The following is a 17,304-nucleotide window of genomic DNA, read 5'->3' on the forward strand; positions in this document are numbered from 1 at the left end:
CCGGCTGTTGCGGGGCGGGGCCGGACGTGGTTGCTCACGTTCCGGGCGACGGTGGCGCCGGTGCTGCTTCGGCCGCTCCACCCGTTTCACGAGCGGGAGTTCGGCCCGGAACCGGGGCCTGCGCGCTCCACACCTCGTGGACCACGCCGTGCCGGGCTGCTACGCGGCCGGTGCCGATCGGTCGGCTGGGAGGCGGTCGTACGGCATCCGTCGTGGTGGCGTTCCGTACAACGATGGTGGGGGCGACTGCGCCCGGGTCGCTCTGCCTGCTCTGCCAGGGGGTACGGGTGTACACCGTTGGCGGTGGCCGATGTCCGGCACCCGGCGTCGTCGGGGGCCGCCGGTCTTCGGCGCCTCTTGGGCGCCCGAACTCTTCGCGGCAGCGGCGCTCTCGGTGGGGCGCCGCGGTGGGCTTCGTCGTCACGAGTGTTCTCGCGGCGTTGTTGCTCGGACGGGCGCTCTCGGGTCTTCCGCCGCAGTCGTGACTGGCTCTTCGAGGGTGCCCCTCGCCGAACTGCTGCCCGAGACCGCTGCGTCGAGACGATGCTCGGCGTCTTCGCCGCCATGGCGGCGTCGGCGGTGGGACGCTCCTTCCTCTTGCGGGCTTTCCTTGACCACGGGCTGCACCCGCGGCCGCGCACTCCGTTCTTGTCGGCTCCCGGCAGGAGACGGCCGTCCGCCGGGCCGCTGCTGCCGCCGTAGGCACGGCGCCCGGCGCACGCACCTGCGGCACGATCCGCCTCACCGCGAACCGCGGCCGGAACCCCGGGGCGAGCCCGCCCCGTTGCCGGGACGCCCCGCGTGGTGCGATCGGAAATGCTCGCGTGCGTCATCGCCTTCCGCTCTTCTGCGGCGACGTCCGGTTGCGATCGGTGGCGCGGCCGTTCCGCTTCTCCTGGAGGATGCGGCGACGCGTGCCGCGTGCCCGCTCCGGTCCCTCGGCATCGGCCGGTCGCGTCACCGCGCGGCCGGCACGGGGGCCGCCGTCTTCTCGCCCTGGGGCGTGGGCAGTTGCTCGACCGGCAGCCGCGCCTGCGGCAGCGCTGCCCACCGCGTGCGGCGGCTTCGTCGGTGCGGCTGCATGATCACCACAGCCGGCTGTTGCCGCTCCTCGCCCCGGTCGTCCACAACAGCCTGGCGACGGGGCGGCATCAGCTTGTGTGCCGACACTCCGAAAGGGGCGCCGAAGCGTCTCCGTCTCCGCGTCCTTCGCGATTCTGCCCGCGAAAATGCTGCCGGCCGTGGGGCATGGGTTCCTCGTCCGGCCGTGGCGCCGGGCGAGCTGTTCGGCACCCGTGGTGGCAGGGGCGGTGCTCGCGGCGCCGTTGAGTCTGCCGGGGCCGCGTAAGGCGGGGCGCCGACCGTCCGTGAGCGGTCGCGGCGCCGTAGGACGGGGCGTGGACTGCCGGGGAGCGTGCCGCAGTGCACGAGGGCGGAAAGCCGACCGCCGGTGGGCAGCGCCCGCCCCATGCGCCCGGAAAGGTGAAGCGCCCCACGGCGAGAACCGGTTCAGGCCCCCACCCTGTACGGCGCGCCGCGGCCGCAGGCGTAGGCGAGCGGGGCGACCAGGTCGTCGGCGTCGGGGAGCCAGCGGTTGTCGGTGGAGGGGCGGCGGACCCACTGGACGGCGCCGCGGTGGCCGACTCTCGTCGGCGGGGCGGGGACCCAGTCGTCCTCGGCGTGCGCGGTGAGGTCGAGCGCGTCGGCCGTCCGGCCGGTGCGGCGCAGGAGCGGGGGCGCCTTCCTCGCCGTGCCGGGGAGCGCGAAGAAGAAGAGCCGTCCCGAAGGGGTGGCGGCGACGGGGCCGAGGGTCGCGCCGAGGCGTTCCATGCGGGCGAGCGCGAGGAAGCCGGCGGACTCGGGGACGTCGAGGACGTCGAAGGTGCGGCCGGTGGGGAGGAGGACGCTCGCGCCCGGCTGCTCGCTCCACAGGGCGCGGACGGTGTGCGCGCTGCCGGTGGCCTCTTCGGCCCAGCGCGGGCGTGCGGGGTGCGCGCCGGGCGTGGCGCAGGCCGTGCTGCCGCAACTGCACCGCAGTGCGCCCCCGGTCGGCTCCAGCCAGGTGCCGGGGGAGACGTCCCAGTGCTGCTCGGTCACGTACCGGAGCGCGTGCTCGACCGGGGCTGCCGCCGCTTCCGTGGTCTCGTCCAGCTTCGTCACACAGCTCTCAACTCGCCTCGCGCACAAGGGTTACGGGGCTGCGCGGGAGCAACGTTCCCACGCTCACCGGGAGTTGGATGCGGCGACGCAGCGGGGCGCCAAGGCTCGGTACACACCGTGGTCGAGTGCATGCGAAGTGTGCGCCCGGTGTGCGCCCTGCGCCGATGGAGGGCGCACCGGTGCATCGATGGGGGCGCGCATGCGGATCGCTCATCGTGAGTGGGTAGTTACTGCATGTGCGGAAGCCTTGGAAGGCGTTGACCGAAATCATCTTCTCCGGTGGCAAGAGGAGGGTTTCGGTGAATTCGCCGTTGTTGCCACCTGATGAGAGTTACGCGCAATTGTGCTGGGCAGAGTGATCAGGCATCAAGCACAGCCTTCGTCCCGAGGGGGAGACACCATGGCCGCAAGGCCGCTCGTCGCGAGGCAGCCGAACGAACGGCTGCAGGCACTCATCCAGGAAGCCGCCTGCTCCAACGCGGGCCTGGCCCGCAGGGTCAACATGTGCGGTGCCGAGCACGGTCTCGACCTGCGCTACGACAAGACCTCGGTCGCCCGCTGGCTGCGCGGCCAGCAGCCACGCGGGCGCGCCCCGGGGATCATCGCCGAGGCGCTCGGCCGCAAGCTGGGCCGCAGCGTGACGCTGGACGAGATCGGCATGGCCAACGGCAAGCACCTCGCCTCGGGCGTGGGGCTCCAGTTCGCGCCCACCGTGCTCGGCGCCGTCGAGCAGGTCTGCGAACTGTGGCGGAGCGACGTCGGCCGCCGCGACTTCCTCGCGGGTGCGACGGTCGCCTCCTCCGCGCTCGTCGAGCCCAGCAGGGACTGGCTGATCACCTCGCCCGACACCCAGGTGGCGAGGAGTTCGGGCGCGCGGGTCGGGATGAGCGACGTCGAGGCCGTGCGGGGGATGACGGAGGCGCTCTCCCGGCTCGACCACCGCTACGGCAGCGGCCACATCCGGCCGGTCGTCGTCCACTACCTCAACAGCGTCGTCTCCGGGCTCCTCGCCGGCTCGTACAAGGAGCAGGTGGGGCGCGCGCTCTTCGGCGCCGCCTCCCGACTCACGGAACTCGCCGGGTACATGGCCGTCGACACGGGGCAACACGGCCTGGCGCAGCGGTACTACATCCAGTCGTTGCGCCTGGCGCAGGCGGCGGGGGACCGCGGGTACGGCGGATACGTGCTCGCGGCGGGGATGAGCCACCTCGCGGCCTCGCTCGGCAACCCGCGGGAGATCTCCCAACTCGCCCGCGCGGCACAGGAGGGGGCGCGCGGGCGCGTCACGCCCCGCGCGGAGTCCCTCTTCCACGCGGCGGAGGCGCGGGGGCACGCCCTGCTCGGTGAGGCGCGCGCCTGCGAGACGGCGATCACACGCGCCGTCGACGCGCTCGAACGAGCCGAGGGCGCCCCCGACTCGGGCGACGACCCCCCGTGGATCGCCCACTTCGACCGCGGCTACCTCGCGGACGAACTCGCCCACTGCCACCGCGACCTGGGCCGCCCGCGCGAAGCGGCCGGGTGCGCGGAGGAGGCACTCGCGGCGCACCCGGAGGACCGTGCGCGCCGGCGCGCGATCGGGCTGCTCCTCCTCGCCGGTGCGCAGGCGCAGCAGCGCGAGATCGAGCGCGCCTGCCACACGGGCACGCGCGCCTCCGAACTCCTCGGGCAGCTCCGTTCGGAGCGCGGCGTCGAGTACCTGGAGGACTTCAGGCGCCGCCTGGAGCCGTACGCGGAGGAACCGGTGGTGCGCGAGTTCGCGGCGCGATGCGAGGTGGGAGCGGCTGCTTGAGACCCGGCGAAGGGCACCGGGGCGCGCGTGCGGTGTGACGCGCGTCGCGCCCCGGACGCAGAGGGGCTGGTATGCGGTTCACCGCGCGCCGCCCCTCCGGCCGTCTCCCCTCGGGGGCGTGGTCCGGTCTCGGGCGAACCCGGTAGCGTGAGCCGACGGTTCAGCACAGCCACGCCTACGAGGAGCCACGGTGACGACGCACAACGGACGCGGTGGGGGCAGCGCCGACGACGACGCGCAGCCCGCGGCCCCTTACGAGGGTGTCGTGCTGCCCGCGAACGGTGAGCCGTGGACCCCGCAGCAGCAGCACGAGCGCGAGGCGGCGACGTCCGGACACGCGTGGGGCGTGCCGTGGGGCCCGGAGTCCGAGGCCGTCGTGAACGCTCCCGCGCCTCCGCCCGCGCCGCCCCGGCAGGGGCACCAGGAGGCGGGCCCTGATCCGCAACAGGCCCTGGCGCAGGGACAGTACGGGCACGCGGCGTACGGCGGGCAGCAGGCGTACGAGCTACCGCACGACCCCCGGCCTCCGGGCGGTGCAGGCCAACAGCCGGAGCCCGGCCTGCCCGTACCGCGGGAGACGGGGGACGGGAGACACGCGCTGCCGCCGCTCGACGCCGAGCCTCCTTCGACGGGTCGGCACCCCGGTCCGCTGCCCCAGCCGGGACAGCCGCCGTCCGGTCTGCCGGGCATACAGCCGGAGCAACTTCCCGAACAGGGCGGCGGCCAACTCCCGCCGTTCCCGCACCTCTCCGGCCCCATGCCGCCCGCCGGCGCCCCGCCGATGCCGCCTGCCGGCGCCCCGCCGATGCCGCCCGCCCCGCCGCTTCCGCCCGAGGGCACGCCGGCTCCGCCGCAAGGCGCGCCGCCCCCGCACGAGCCTGCCGGGGGCCCGCAGCCGCCGAGCGGCCGGCACGCCTCGCCCTCGCCGCAGGACACCGCGCACCCGGGTTCCGGTGCCTTCCCGCAGGCGGCGCACCCGCAGCCGCCGCAGGGCTCGGAGGCGGAGTCGACGCAGCTCCTCCCGCCGATGGTCGTCTCGCCCGACGACGCCCAGTACGGCGGTTCGGAGGACGGCACCCAGTTCCTCCCGCCGCAGAGCGCGGGACCCCGGCCCGCAGGTCCCGACGCGCAGGCCACGCAGTACATCCCCCCTGTCACCGACACCCCGCGGGACAACGAGACGCAGCGCCTCCGTGCCACGCCCCCCTCGTACGCCCCCGCGCCCTCCGGCGGCGAGGAGGAAGTGCGGCGTCCGCTCGCCGAGTTCGACAACCTCTTCCGCGCCGAGCCGACCGGGGGAGCGAAGCCTTCCGAGGAGCCGGCCGCGGCCACCCAGAGCCTCCCGCTCTTCGACCAGGCGTCCGCGGGCCAGCAACGGGGCTTCGGCGCCGAGCCGTTCGAGGAGTACGAGCCGCAGGGCCGCGCGGCGCGGCGGAACGCGGAGCGCGGGAAGGGCGCCAACCCCGGGGTCCTGGTGGGCGTAGGCGTCGCGGGTGTCGTGCTCGTCGGGCTCGTGGCCGGGGCGCTCATCGGCGGTGGCGGGGACGGCGACGACGACGGGCCGAAGGCCGCGCCGGCCCCCACGGAACCCGCGGGGAACGAGGCGTCGTCGAAGGCGCCCGACCCGGTCGAGCAGCAGGCGAAGTCGCTCGACGGCCTCCTCTCCGACAGCAACAACAGCCGCAACGCGGTGATCCGTTCCGTCGAGGCGATCAAGAACTGCGCCAAGCTGCCGAAGGCCGCCTCGGATCTGCGAGCGGCGGCGCAGCAGCGCAAGAGCCTCGTCACCAGGTTGGAGAAGCTGAAGACCGACAAGCTCCCGGAGGCCGAGCGGCTCAGGGCCGCCCTCACCCGGGCTTGGCGCTCCTCGGAGGCGGCCGACCGCCACTACGCGTCCTGGGCCGACCAGGCCGGGGGGAAGGGCGGCTGCCCGGGAGGCAACGCCAAGCAGACGCACAGCGCGGCGGCCGGGAACCGCGCGAGCGGCGCGGCGACCAACGCCAAGAAGGAGGCGGCGTCGCTCTGGAACCCGACCGCCGAGAAGTACGGGCTCGACAAGCGGGAGTTCAGCCAGTTGTGATCCGCGGCGCCGGCTTCGGCGGGAGGCGCGGGGAGCCCGGATGGCCGGGCTCCGGATGTGGAACGTAGGGTCGGTGGCCATGCAGCAGGTGCAGCGAGCTTCCGCGAAGTCTTCCCGCCACGGCCGTGGTTCGAGCACCATGGGCGGCATGCCCGTCAACGACATGCCCTGGTGGCGCTGGCGCACCAACGTCCGCTCCGCGCTGCACATGCTCTCCGATCCGGCGTTCCAGCGGGAGTGCTGGGCGGCAGGGGTCGCCGGGTACGGCGACGTCACCGACGCCGTCTACCGTCTCGTCGAGGACACGTGGCTCGACAACTGGTCGGCGGAGAGGTACGTCGGAACGATCTTCCGTGACGCGCAGGAGGCGGCCCTCGTCGACACCGCGGTCCTGCGCGTGCTGCGCATCCTCCACCAGGTCGGTGCCGACGCGCCCGCCGGCGCGTACCTCGAGCACCACGCCTGGCCCGAGGCGGTGCGCGCCGCCCGCGAGGCGCACGTGATGCTCGCCACCAACGACGGTGACGACCCGGACGAACAGCCGCACTCGCTCGACGTGTTGTCGATCATGCTCCGCGCCGTCTGAGCCCGCCCCGCGTGCGCGGGGCGCGTGCGACACGAGTGGCCCCTGTGGTGTGCCAGGCTTGGGGCATGAGCCAGTCGCAGCCCGCAGCCCCGGAGAACCAGCAGCCCATCGCCGCAGGCGGCAGCGGGCCCGGTGGCGCCACGGACGGCGGGCAGTTCGTGCTGACGCTCTCCTGCCCCGACACCCGCGGAATCGTCCACGCCGTCTCCAGCTACCTCTTCATGACCGGCTGCAACATCGAGGACAGCCAGCAGTTCGGGGACGGGGACACCGGGCTCTTCTTCATGCGGGTGCAGTTCAGCGCCGACCCCGACGTCACCCTGGAGAAGCTCAGGGCGAGCTTCGCCGCCGTCGGCGACTCCTTCCGGATGGAGTGGCAGATCCACCCCGAGGGGGAGCGGATGCGCGTCCTGCTGATGGTGAGCAGGTTCGGCCACTGCCTCAACGACCTCCTCTTCCGCGCGCGGACGGGGGCGCTGCCCGTGGACGTCGCGGGTGTCGTCTCCAACCACACCGACTTCGCCGAGCTCGTCGACTCCTTCGGCGTGCCCTTCCACCACATCCCGGTGACGAAGGAGACCAAGGCGGAGGCCGAGGGGAGGCTGCTGGAGCTGGCCGAGGCGGAGGGCGTCGAACTCGTCGTGCTCGCGCGGTACATGCAGGTCCTCTCCGACGACCTGTGCAAGCAGCTCTCGGGCCGGCTCATCAACATCCACCACTCCTTCCTGCCGTCCTTCAAGGGCGCGAAGCCTTACCACCAGGCGCACGCCCGCGGCGTGAAGCTGATCGGCGCCACCGCGCACTACGTCACGGCGGAGCTCGACGAGGGGCCGATCATCGAGCAGGAGGTCAAGCGAGTGCAGCACAACCTCACGCCCGAGCAGCTCGTCGCCGCCGGCCGCGACGTGGAGTGCCAGGCGCTCGCCCGGGCGGTGAAGTGGCACAGCGAGCACCGGGTGCTCCTCAACGGGCACCGCACCGTCGTCTTCTCCTGAGGCGTCACAGCCGGGAGAGCGAGGCGGCGGCGAAGAGGACGTCCCTGATCGCCTCGCGATCGCCGTCCTGACCTGCCGCCGCGTCCTCCGGCTGTACGTGGCCGGCGGCGAGCTGGCAGAACTCCAGCCCGTCGAGGGCGACATGGGCGACGTGCTCGTGGTGGGAGACGGCCGCCTGCGGCGAGTCGAGCGGGATGTACCAGTCCCCTCCGCCGCTCCCCTCGACCTCCAGGTGAAGGGTGCGCCCCGGTGCGTCCGCCGGCGCGAGCCGCGGTGGTGCGGCGAGACCCTCGCGCCGGCGCACCGCGATCGTGGCGGGGAGCTGCCGCGCCGCCAGGTCGACGAGACGGGCGAGGTGCGCGGAGGACGGCGGGTCGTACGGGTACGCGACGGCTTCGGCGATGTCGGCCGCGTGCGTCCAGCACTCGAAGGCCCGGTCGAGGAAGGCGTCCCGGAGCGGCAGCGTGAACCCGCCGTAGGAGACGGGGCGTTCGGCCGTCTCCGCGGCCTCGTCCGGACCCTCGGAGGCGGCGAAGGACGCCGTGCGCACCGTTGCGTGCGTCTGTTCGCGCCACAGGTCCCGCACCTCCCGCGGTCCGGGTTCGCGCGCGAGGGTGCGCCAGTACGCCTCGGTGCGTGCGACGGGCCCGCCGGCGTCCGCCGGCAGGCCGAGCGGGTCGGGAAGGCCGAGCGGGTCGGGGAGGCCGAGCGCGGCGGCGACGATCCCGTCGACGGCGAGGAGGTGCCCGATCACCCGGGCCACGGAGGTCTCCCGCTCCTCGACCCGGCCCCGCCCGCTGCCGCGCGCGTCGAACCAGCGCAGCCGGACCGGTGCGCGCCACTCGTCCTCCGCCATGTCCCGGAGCAGCGCGTCGAGCCGGGAGGTCTCGGCGTCGTACGGTGTTGCCCACTCCGGGACGGGGACGCGCGGCGCCCTGCGGTCCAGGCAGGACTCCAGGACCCGGGAGCGGAGCGTCGGATCGAGGTCGAGGTTGTCCTCGGGATGGAGCAGGCCGACGGCCTCGCGCAGCCGGTGCGCCTCGTCGGCGCACGGCGCGCACCGCAGGAGGTGGGCCTCGACGGCGGCGCTCTCCTCGGCGGAGCAGGCAGCGAGCGCCCAGGCGCCGAGGAGGGACTTGAGTACCCGGTGGTCCTCCCACTCGGCGCCGGACCCCGGGGGCGCCGACTCGCGGCCGCTCATCGGCGCTGTCCCGGGGCCCCGTCGCGCCGCGGTGGGGCGGCGGGGCCTTCGGGGACGGCGGTGGACAGGAGTTGGAGACCGAGCCGCAGCCGGCGCCTCGCCTCGTCCTCCGTCACGCCGAGCCGGCGTGCGGCCTGCCGGTAGTCCTGACGCTGGAAGTACGCGAGCTCCAGCGCGGCGCGCAGGGACGCCGGCATCGAGCCGACGATGTAGTCGGCGCGGGCCGCGGCCGAGGCGGCCCGCACTTTCTGCTCGGCGCGCTCGGCCTCCAGCGGCGTCCGCGGCGGCGAGCCCGACTGACGGCTGCGGAGCCGGCGTTCGGCGGCCTGCCGGGTGGCGTCCGCGAGCCAGGAGCGGAGCGGTCCGTGCCGCGGGTCGTACGCCTCGGGGTGCTCCCAGAGCTGGGCGAAGACGTCCTTGGTGACGCGGTCGACGGGGTCCTCGCCGAAGCTGCCGCCCGCGCCGCCGAGTGCGCGGTGGGCGAGGGAGTGCACCAGCGGGCCGAAGCGGTCGTAGAGCTCGCCCAGCGCGGCGGCCTCGCCGCGGACCAGGCGCTGCTGCATCTTGCGGTCCCAGCGCGTCGGTGTGTCGTTCGCCATGCCGGCTCCCCAGCCCTGCGGTGGGCTCCGTCGGTCTCCGCTGTCTCTCGTGCCGGCGCGGACGCCGGTCGTGGTTCCGATCACCGTCGGTTCCGGGTACCGGCGCCGGGCCGCAGCCGGGCGTCCCCCGGTACGGGGCGCCTTCGTGCGGTGGCGGCGGAGGGAAACCTCCGGACTGTGCTCGTCAAATGTAGTGCGGAGGGCTGTTCACGTACGCCCCTTTACGGCAATGTGCGCCCCTGGACCGGTCGCCGGTGGTATTGCGTCGGTCACGTTCCGCTTGCTTTCGCGGAGGGGGCAGGCGGGGAGGGTTGCCGGAACGTGACCGTGGGTGGCGGGTGCGTCCGGATCTCGACCGCATACTCTCGAAGGGGAGTGGCCGCGGCGGGGGAGGGCAGCCGAAGGGTGGGGCGCAGGCTGCCGGCCGCGTGTATCCGCACCGCGAGGAGTGAAGGGGATTCGGGGACGTGTCGTTGAAGGTCATGGAGGAGCGGCGGGGGGAGTGGACGGTCTTCCGGGTGAGCGGCGAGCTCGACCTGGTCACCTCGCCCGCCGTCCGTCAGCATGTGCACGACGCGGTCGCCGAGGGGAGACGGCTGCTCGTCCTCGACCTCTCGGAGGTGCTCTTCTGCGACTCCAGCGGCGTGGGCGTGCTGATCGCCTCGCGCCGGTTGATGCGCTCGTGCGCCGGACGGCTGCGCCTGATCCTCCCCGCGCAGGGGGCGGAGGAAGGCTCGCATGTCAACCGCGTCCTCGCCGCGCTCGGCGTACGGCGGCTCTTCGAGTGCTTTCCCGATTTGGAGGCGGCGACCGACTCCGAGGCCACGGCGGGCCCGCTCTCCGCCTGAACAGCGGGGCGACCGGGCGGCGCCGCGGACGCGATGTGTCACGCCGGGTTGACGACGTCCCCGGCGCGTGGAGCCCGGCTGCGGCGCGAGGTTGACTCACGTTCCGTGAACAACTCGACGCCGGGGAGCCTACTTGCGGGGCGTCCGGGCCGCCCTTGGACCTGCCCGCCCGTACGTCCGCATTCTGCTGACAACTGCGCCGATCCGCCGAGTTCCGCCCATGGCGGGGCGATTGAGCGGGGACGTGCTTCGGGTAGGCTCGCGCGGGTGCGCGCAGTTCCCGTCCGGAACCCTTCGGCTCCAGCTCGCAGCGGTGCAGGTCCGCGGCTGGGGCGGGGAGTTCGCAGGCGTGCGGGGAGGGGCGCGGCCGGGCGTGTTCGACGTGTGGGCGAGCGGGTCGCACAGTATGCACTACGGCTCATCCTTTGCGCCGGAATATGCCTGAAGCGCTTGTTGCGGCAACTATGCCTCAACCATGCTGTCCCTCATCGAGGTCACAGTCCGTGATGCCGAGAAGACGCGGGACGACTCTCCCGCACGTTCGGATGGTGTGAGCGGTGCAGGTGCTTCACGAAGAGCTGGAGATCGGGCCCGACCCTGCCGAGGTCGGTCGGGCCCGCAGATGGGCTCGGGCCAGGTTGGCGCGGGCCGGCGTCGCGGCGGACGAACCGCTCGCCGAGACGCTGGTGTTGCTCGTCTCCGAGCTGGTCACCAACGCGGTGGTGCACACCGGCCGCGACGCGGTGCTCTCGCTGATGAGCGGGGCGTGCGGCGGGGCCGTGCGCCTGGAGGTGGCCGACGCAAGCCGGCTCCCCCCGCGTACGCGGCGGGCGTCCGGCGACGAGACGTCAGGCCGCGGCCTCGAACTCGTCTCCGGTCTCGCGGACCGCTGGGGCTGGGAGCAGGAGGAGTCGGGAAAGCGCGTCTGGTGCGAGGTGGAGCCCGGCTCGTGCGACGCGGGCGGCCGTGGACGCTTCCAGGGGGGCGGACGTGCCACCTACCTGGGGTTCGAGAGGCTGCTGGTGCGGTAGTGTCCGCTGTTGGCCAATGCGGTGGCCGATACGCCCTTTTTCAAGGCCAGTTGACCTGGAATCGCGCAGGATGGCGTCAACTTCCGGTGTGCGGTGGGGTGTCCGACGATGACTGCGCGTGTAAAACGGGCAAAAGTCGCATAGTCCAGACCAGGTGTTGACGTCTCGTATCTGGCTGATCACCCTTGGGTCTAGCGATTCGTCGCGAGGGGACGTCGAGGAGTGAGGGACTCCTCGACGAGTGCGGGTCGCGGTCCGGCGTCAGCCACCGCCATGGGTGCTCCCGTGCCTCCGGCGGTGGCAGGGTCTGAGCGCCGGAGCCGGGTGGCGGTCGCCGTGCCGTGCTCGGGGTGCGCATCGGCGCTCCGCCACCCGACCGCCCGGCCCGCCGCTCCCCGCCCTTCAGCGTGCGTGCTCCGCCGCGGTGCTCTCCCTGAATGTCCTGCGGTACGCACTGGGTGAGACGCCGAGCGACGTGTGGAAATGCTGCCGCAGCGAGTCCGGCGTCCCGAACCCCGCCCGCACCGCCACCCGTTCGACGGGCGCGTCCGTACTCTCCAGCAACTGCCGCGCCCGCAGCAGGCGTTGGGCGGTGATCCACTGCTGCGGGCTGGTCCCCACCTCCGCGCGGAAGCGCCGCGTGAACGTCCGGACGCTCATCGACTCCCGGTCGGCCAACTCCCGCAGAGACACGGGGCGATCGAGGTGCCGCAGCGCCCACTCCCGGGCCGCGCCGGTGGAGGAGTCCGCGTCGGGAGGCATCGGCGCCTCGACGAACTGCGCCTGGCCGCCGTCCCGATGCGGAGGCACCACCGTGCGGCGTGCGACATCGTTGGCGACCGCACCGCCGAAGTCCCCGCGCACCAGGTGGAGGCAGAGGTCGACCCCCGATGCGACGCCCGCGGAGGTGAGCACGCCGCGGTCCTCCACGTAGAGGACGTCGGGGTCGACGCGGACGCGCGGGAAGAGGCGCTGGAGCCGGGGCGCCGCCTGCCAGTGCGTGGTGGCCCTGCGGCCGTCGAGGAGGCCGGCGGCCGCGAGCGCGAACGCCCCCGTGCAGATCGACGCGACGCGGGCGTCCGGACGTATCCGGGCGAAGAGCGCCGCGAGTCGGGGGCTGAGGCGGCCCGCGCTCCCGGTCCCGTCGTCCTCGTGGGCGGCCGGGACGATCACCGTGTCGGCCTCGTCGAGCGCCTCGGGACCGTGGGCCACCTCCACGGTGAAGTCGGCGTCCGTGCGGACGGGGCCCGGCTCCGCCGCGCAGGTGGCCACGGTGTACAGCGAGTGCCCCGCTGCGTCCCTCGCCTTGCCCAACAAGCGGTGCGGGATGCCGAGTTCCATCGGGAGGAGGCCGTGGCGCACGAGGACGGCGACCTTGTGGCGGCCGGGCTCGGGGAAGGGACGGGCGTTCTGCCGCTCGGGGGCCGTCGGTGCGGCCTCGTCCGGCGCCGTCGCGGGACGCGATGCGGCCGACTGCTTCATGGCCCGATCCTCCCACACCATGGCCCACGGGCCAGTCGTCCGCGGGGAGTTGGCGGGCGAGACTGCCGACGTGGACAGCACTCCCGACTCGCAGACACCAGAGCCCGTCCTGCCCGCCGGCGGTGGCCTCGCAGCTCAGGACGGGTCCGCCGCCGGCGCGGCGCCCCCCACAGGGGCGGTGCCCCGGCGCCGGGCCGAGCCGCCCGGGGCCGGGCGCCGTCCGCGTATTCACCGTGCCTGGTGGGTCGCGTTCGTCGCCTTCGTCGCGCTCGTCGGTGCCGCGGGGTTCCGCGCGACGCCCGGGGTCTTCATCGAGCCGCTGCACGCGGAGTTCGGGTGGTCGAGGGGGACCATCTCCGCGGCCGTCTCGCTCAACGTCCTGCTCTACGGGCTCACTTCGCCGTTCGCGGCGGCGCTGATGGACAGGTACGGGATCAGGCGCGTCGTCGCCGCGGCCCTGCTGCTGGTCTCGGCCGGGAGCGGGCTCACCGTCCTCATGGCGTACTCGTGGCAACTCCTGCTGCTCTGGGGTCTGTTGGTCGGCGTGGGTACGGGATCGATGGCGCTGGCCTTCGCCGCGACCGTCACCTCGCGGTGGTTCGTCGCCAGGCGTGGGCTCGTCAGCGGCGTCCTCACGGCGGGCGGGGCCGCCGGGCAGCTCGTGTTCCTCCCGCTGGTCGCGCTCGCCGTCGAAGGGCCCGGGTGGCGGGTCGCCTCGCTCACCGTCTCCGCCGCCTCGCTGCTCGTCGTGCCGCTGGTGATCTGGGTGATGCGGGACCGGCCGGAGGACATCGGGACGCTTCCGTACGGCGCCGGGCCCGCATACCGGACCCCGCCGCGGTCGACCGGGGGCGCGGCGAGCGGAGCGCTGCGCGCGCTCGCGGGCGCCGCGCGGACGCGCGTCTTCTGGCTCCTCGCGGGGACGTTCGCGATCTGCGGGGCCTCCACCAACGGCCTCATCGCCGTCCACTTCGTGCCGGCTGCGCACGACCACGGGATGCCCGTCACCGCGGCCGCTTCGCTGCTCGCCGTCATCGGCGTCTTCGACCTCGTCGGAACCGTCGCGTCCGGGTGGCTCACCGACCGCTTCGATCCGAGGCTGCTCCTCGCCGTCTACTACGCGCTCCGCGGCGTCTCGCTCCTCTTCCTGCCGCTGCTCCTCTCGGACACGCTGCACCCGCCGATGCTCTTCTTCGTCGTCTTCTACGGCCTCGACTGGGTGGCGACCGTGCCGCCCACGATGGCCCTGTGCCGCACGCACTTCGGCGGGCGCGGGCCCGTCGTCTTCGGGTGGGTGCTCGCCGCGCACCAGGCGGGCGCCGGAGCCGCCGCCTGGGCCGCGGGGGCGGTCCGGGACGTCAGCGGCGCCTACGGCCAGGTGTGGACGGTCTCCGGGGCGCTCTGCGCCGTGGCCGCGTTGATGTCCGTCGTGATCGGCGGGACGGCGCGGGCACGCCGCAGCGAGTGAACCGCCGTGCTCAGGAGGTGGCTTCGACGAGCGCCTGGGCTATCCGGCGTGCCTCGTGGGCGAGTTCGCGCAGTGCGCCGCTGACGGGGCGGGTGAAGCCGGCGAAGTGGAGTCCTGGCGAGTGCGGGAGAGTGCGCGGGCCGTGCACGAGAGGCCGGCCGGACCCGTCCAACTGACCCAGGTCGCCGACGAGTTGATCGAGCGCGCTGCGGTAACCGGTCGCGGCGACGACGGCGTCGGGCCGCACGGACGAGCCGTCGGCGAGGCGGACTTCGGCGCCGGAGAACCGGTCGACGCCCGCGACGGGCTCGATGCGTCCTCCGCGTACCAGCCCGGAGAAGCCGTCGTCGACGACCGGTGGCGCGCCCGCCGCCGCGGCCGAGCAGATACCGCGCCGCGGGTGCGGGAAGCCGTGCTTCCCGAGGTTCTCCACGCGGGTGAGGCGGCCGGAGAGGCGGTCCCCGAGCCCCGTCGGCAGGCGTCGCGCGAGGACCGCGCTGCGCTGGGCCGGCCATCCCAGCGACGAGCGCCTGACGAGATGGCGGGGCGTGCGCACGGCGAGGCGGACGCGCGAGGCCCCGCCCCTGGCGAGGTCGGCGGCGATCCCGGTGCCGCTGCTGCCGCACCCCACCACGAGGACGTCACTGCCCTCGTACGCGGCCGGAGTGCGGTAGTCGGCCGAGTGGAGGAGTTCGCCCTCGAAGCGGTCGCGACCGGGCCAACTCGGCGTGTACGGGGTGTGGTTGAGGCCGGTCGCGACGACGACCGCGGGCGTGGTGAGGCGTCGGCCGCCGTTGGCCTCCAGTCGCCACTGTTCCCCGGCCCGGGTGATTCCGAAGACCTCGACGCCCGTGGCGACCTCGACGCGGTGGTGTGTCGCGTACCGCTCCAGGTAGGCGACGAAGTCGTCGCGGGTGAGGCGGCCGCCGCTGGTCCGCTGCGGCGGCAGGCCCGGAAGCTCGGCGTACGCCCGCGTGGACTGGAGGCGCAGTCCCTCGTAGTGCGCGCGCCAGGAGGCGCCGACCGCTTCGCCGCGCTCCAGTACGACCGCTCCGAGCCCGCGGGCGGTGAGGGCCGCTGCCGTGGCGAGGCCGGCAGGGCCTGCGCCGATGACGTGGACGGGGGTTCCGGCGTCGGACATGGGCATGCCGGGATTTTAGGTGGTGGGGCGGGCTTCCCCCGCGGGCGGTCTGCGAGGCGCGCTCTCGGGCGCACGGGAGGTGCGCGCTGCCGGGGCGCCCGCCGGTCGCGGCGCGGGGAAACGGTTTGGCGGTGCGCGGTCCGAGCGGCATCCTGGGCGGCGTGCTGATACGTGAGACCGAGCCCGCCGACTGGGCAGCCGTCTGGCCGTTCTTCCGCGCCATCGTGCGGGCGGGCGAGACGTACACCTATCCCCGCGACGTCGGCGAGGAGAAGGGGCGCGAGCTGTGGATGGTGCCGCCGCCGGGGCGGACCGTCGTCGCGGAGGACTCCGACGGTGCCGTGCTCGGGTCGGCGAAGATGCACGCCAACCACATGGGCGGCGGCTCGCACGTGGCAACCGCGAGCTTCATGGTCGCTCCCGAGGGGAGCGGCCGGGGCGTGGGGCGCGCTCTGGGGGAGCACGTCCTCGCGTGGGCGCGGGGGGCGGGGTACCGCGCGATGCAGTTCAACGCCGTCGTGGAGAGCAACACTCGGGCCGTCGCGCTGTGGAAGTCGCTGGGATTCGAGATCATGACGACGCTTCCCGAGGCTTTCCGTCACCCCGAACTCGGATACATCGGACTGCACGTGATGTACCAGAAGTTCTAGACGCGGTGGGGCCGGGTGTTACTCGGTCGGAGGTCGGTGTTCGGGCGGGGAATTGCGGCCTGTTCCCTGTCGCTTGCCGCCGATTGCGCGAGGCGGTTCTCCGAGCGCTTGGCCGTGTGCGCAACGCGTTTCGCCCGACGGGGGACGTCCGGGCGTCGTCTCCTCGGCGGTGTGCTCGCTCGTGGCGGCTCCCCATGCCTGCCCGAGTAATAGGCGAAGCCGCGGTGGTGCGGGGCCGGTTGCCGAACCGCTTCTCCCAACTCGCGTTTCCGCGAGGGGCCGTGCGTCACCGGTGAACGGAGTGCGTCAGGCCGCGGGCTTTCTGCCCGTCACGCCCAGGTACACCAACTGGGTGAGTGTCGGCTTGAGTTGGGCTTGCTTCACTCCCCAGGACTGGAAACCCTTCTGGTGGCCCGCGACGCCGGCGAGCATCACGACGAGCGCGCCGGCCATGGCGGCGGGGTTGACCTCCTTGCCGACGCGGCCCTTGGACTGGAGCTCCTTGATGGACTCGGTGAGCGAGTTGTTCACCGAGTTCAAGATCCGCATGCGGATGCGGTAGAACCGCTTGTCCCCTTCGGCCGCGCCGAGGTCGACGACTCTGAGGATCGCCTCGTTCCTGCGCCAGAACGTGAGGAACCCGTCGACGAGCCCTTCCGCCGTCGCGCGTCCCGCCTTTCCGGCCCAGGACTTTCCCTGTACCAACTCCTTGAGGGAGCCGCTCTCCTTGGCGAGCGAGTCCGCGATTTCCAGTACCGCACCCTCGACGTCGGGGAAGTACTGATAGAACGTGGCCGGAGACGTGCCTGCTTTCCGTGCGACATCGATGACCTTGACGTCGCGATAGGGAGAGCTTCCGAGCATCTCGCGCAGGCAGTCCAGCAGCTTCTGCCGCGTCTCTTGGCCGCGGCGTCCTGCCACGCGGCCGTCGACGGTTCGAACTTGTCCTGTCATGCCGTCAGCTTACCGACGGGTGATCCGGGCGCGATTCGGCGGCGGGCAAATGGGGTGCGGTGCCGGTAGAGGAATCGTGCACGTGACCCGGAGGGGATGTGGGCGGGCGTTGCAGATTGCGGTTAATCGTGCAACTCGGCGTGGGGGGGCGGGGTGGTTGTTGGTTGGTGAGCGGGGGTGTGAGTGCGGGGTAATGCGGGGTGGATTGTAATGAGGAATTGGGCGGGTGCAATTCGGATGGGGTGAGTGGGGGGTTGGGGAATTGCTGGGGGTGCTCACACTCGTCCCCGAGCCCCGAGCCCCGAGCCCCGAGCCCC

15 protein-coding genes are annotated in these 17,304 nt (G+C 73.4%); 8 read left to right on the top strand and 7 right to left on the bottom strand.

Translation table 11 applies throughout. The features are described from left to right. Positions 1–957 precede the first annotated feature (957 nt). Positions 958–1,170 (bottom strand): hypothetical protein, encoded by a 213-nt coding sequence (locus UWG_RS32995; protein WP_157838540.1) that lies wholly within the window; start codon positions 1,168–1,170, stop codon positions 958–960. Positions 1,171–1,509: 339 nt separating this feature from the next. Continuing rightward, positions 1,510–2,160, bottom strand: coding sequence for a bifunctional DNA primase/polymerase (locus UWG_RS0107365; RefSeq protein ID WP_016906559.1), 651 nt, complete (start codon positions 2,158–2,160; stop codon positions 1,510–1,512). Between the two features lie 400 nt (positions 2,161–2,560). Between UWG_RS0107365 and UWG_RS0107370 the strand changes: the two genes are divergently transcribed. The 4 genes from UWG_RS0107370 to purU all read left to right on the top strand — a co-directional run bounded on the left by UWG_RS0107370 (position 2,561) and on the right by purU (position 7,613). Continuing rightward, positions 2,561–3,952 carry an NsdA family TPR-like regulatory protein gene (locus tag UWG_RS0107370; RefSeq protein WP_016906560.1) on the top strand — a complete coding sequence of 464 codons (1,392 nt, stop codon included), beginning with the start codon at positions 2,561–2,563 and terminating at the stop codon, positions 3,950–3,952. 190 nt (positions 3,953–4,142) lie between these two features. Then, positions 4,143–6,032, top strand: a complete 1,890-nt coding sequence (locus tag UWG_RS0107375; RefSeq protein WP_016906561.1) for a hypothetical protein — start codon at positions 4,143–4,145, stop codon at positions 6,030–6,032. Between the two features lie 139 nt (positions 6,033–6,171). Continuing rightward, positions 6,172–6,618: an SCO4402 family protein gene (locus UWG_RS0107380; RefSeq protein WP_420235618.1), complete on the top strand. Its 447-nt coding sequence runs from the start codon at positions 6,172–6,174 to the stop codon at positions 6,616–6,618. A 65-nt stretch (positions 6,619–6,683) separates the two neighbouring features. Further along, positions 6,684–7,613 (top strand): formyltetrahydrofolate deformylase, encoded by a 930-nt coding sequence (purU, locus tag UWG_RS0107385; protein ID WP_016906563.1) that lies wholly within the window; start codon positions 6,684–6,686, stop codon positions 7,611–7,613. 4 nt (positions 7,614–7,617) lie between these two features. Here purU and UWG_RS0107390 read toward each other — a convergent pair whose 3' ends face one another. Next, the gene (locus UWG_RS0107390; protein ID WP_016906564.1) at positions 7,618–8,814 is read right to left on the bottom strand and encodes a zf-HC2 domain-containing protein; all 1,197 of its coding nucleotides are present in this window, start codon (positions 8,812–8,814) and stop codon (positions 7,618–7,620) included. Then, positions 8,811–9,413 (bottom strand): sigma-70 family RNA polymerase sigma factor, encoded by a 603-nt coding sequence (locus UWG_RS0107395; protein WP_016906565.1) that lies wholly within the window; start codon positions 9,411–9,413, stop codon positions 8,811–8,813. Before UWG_RS0107395 ends, UWG_RS0107390 begins: the two co-directional genes overlap by 4 nt. Positions 9,414–9,895: 482 nt before the next feature. Between UWG_RS0107395 and UWG_RS0107400 the strand changes: the two genes are divergently transcribed. Both UWG_RS0107400 and UWG_RS0107410 read left to right on the top strand, forming a co-directional pair. Further along, complete coding sequence (locus UWG_RS0107400; protein ID WP_016906566.1) at positions 9,896–10,261, top strand: STAS domain-containing protein; 366 nt, start codon at positions 9,896–9,898, stop codon at positions 10,259–10,261. A gap of 557 nt (positions 10,262–10,818) precedes the next feature. Then, positions 10,819–11,292 (top strand): ATP-binding protein, encoded by a 474-nt coding sequence (locus tag UWG_RS0107410; RefSeq protein WP_016906568.1) that lies wholly within the window; start codon positions 10,819–10,821, stop codon positions 11,290–11,292. A gap of 402 nt (positions 11,293–11,694) precedes the next feature. Here UWG_RS0107410 and UWG_RS29640 read toward each other — a convergent pair whose 3' ends face one another. Further along, positions 11,695–12,774, bottom strand: a complete 1,080-nt coding sequence (locus UWG_RS29640; RefSeq protein ID WP_016906569.1) for a GlxA family transcriptional regulator — start codon at positions 12,772–12,774, stop codon at positions 11,695–11,697. Between the two features lie 19 nt (positions 12,775–12,793). On the opposite strand from UWG_RS29640, the gene UWG_RS0107420 reads away from it, so the two are divergent. Beyond that, positions 12,794–14,242 (top strand): MFS transporter, encoded by a 1,449-nt coding sequence (locus UWG_RS0107420; protein WP_237720014.1) that lies wholly within the window; start codon positions 12,794–12,796, stop codon positions 14,240–14,242. Between the two features lie 10 nt (positions 14,243–14,252). Here the strand turns inward: UWG_RS0107420 and UWG_RS0107425 are convergent, their stop codons facing one another. After that, positions 14,253–15,383 carry a flavin-containing monooxygenase gene (locus tag UWG_RS0107425; RefSeq protein WP_016906571.1) on the bottom strand — a complete coding sequence of 377 codons (1,131 nt, stop codon included), beginning with the start codon at positions 15,381–15,383 and terminating at the stop codon, positions 14,253–14,255. Positions 15,384–15,544: 161 nt separating this feature from the next. Between UWG_RS0107425 and UWG_RS0107430 the strand changes: the two genes are divergently transcribed. Further along, positions 15,545–16,033 (top strand): GNAT family N-acetyltransferase, encoded by a 489-nt coding sequence (locus tag UWG_RS0107430; RefSeq protein WP_237720015.1) that lies wholly within the window; start codon positions 15,545–15,547, stop codon positions 16,031–16,033. A 306-nt stretch (positions 16,034–16,339) separates the two neighbouring features. Here the strand turns inward: UWG_RS0107430 and UWG_RS0107435 are convergent, their stop codons facing one another. Continuing rightward, positions 16,340–16,987: a TetR/AcrR family transcriptional regulator gene (locus tag UWG_RS0107435; protein WP_033196015.1), complete on the bottom strand. Its 648-nt coding sequence runs from the start codon at positions 16,985–16,987 to the stop codon at positions 16,340–16,342. Positions 16,988–17,304: the final 317 nt, after the last annotated feature.

Origin of the sequence: Streptomyces xiaopingdaonensis (assembly GCF_000262345.1) — a bacterium.
Taxonomy (GTDB): domain Bacteria; phylum Actinomycetota; class Actinomycetes; order Streptomycetales; family Streptomycetaceae; genus Streptomyces; species Streptomyces xiaopingdaonensis.

Bases quoted from the DNA above. Each gene is read 5' to 3' on its own strand.
- UWG_RS0107435 (WP_033196015.1), bottom strand. From the start codon at position 16,987: ATGACAGGACAAGTTCGAACCGTCGACGGCCGCGTGGCAGGACGCCGC.
- UWG_RS29640 (WP_016906569.1), bottom strand. From the start codon at position 12,774: ATGAAGCAGTCGGCCGCATCGCGTCCCGCGACGGCGCCGGACGAGGCC.
- UWG_RS0107425 (WP_016906571.1), bottom strand. From the start codon at position 15,383: ATGTCCGACGCCGGAACCCCCGTCCACGTCATCGGCGCAGGCCCTGCC.
- UWG_RS0107390 (WP_016906564.1), bottom strand. From the start codon at position 8,814: ATGAGCGGCCGCGAGTCGGCGCCCCCGGGGTCCGGCGCCGAGTGGGAG.
- UWG_RS0107380 (WP_420235618.1), top strand. From the start codon at position 6,172: ATGGGCGGCATGCCCGTCAACGACATGCCCTGGTGGCGCTGGCGCACC.
- UWG_RS0107420 (WP_237720014.1), top strand. From the start codon at position 12,794: ATGGCCCACGGGCCAGTCGTCCGCGGGGAGTTGGCGGGCGAGACTGCC.
- UWG_RS0107395 (WP_016906565.1), bottom strand. From the start codon at position 9,413: ATGGCGAACGACACACCGACGCGCTGGGACCGCAAGATGCAGCAGCGC.
- purU (WP_016906563.1), top strand. From the start codon at position 6,684: ATGAGCCAGTCGCAGCCCGCAGCCCCGGAGAACCAGCAGCCCATCGCC.
- UWG_RS0107370 (WP_016906560.1), top strand. From the start codon at position 2,561: ATGGCCGCAAGGCCGCTCGTCGCGAGGCAGCCGAACGAACGGCTGCAG.
- UWG_RS0107400 (WP_016906566.1), top strand. From the start codon at position 9,896: ATGGAGGAGCGGCGGGGGGAGTGGACGGTCTTCCGGGTGAGCGGCGAG.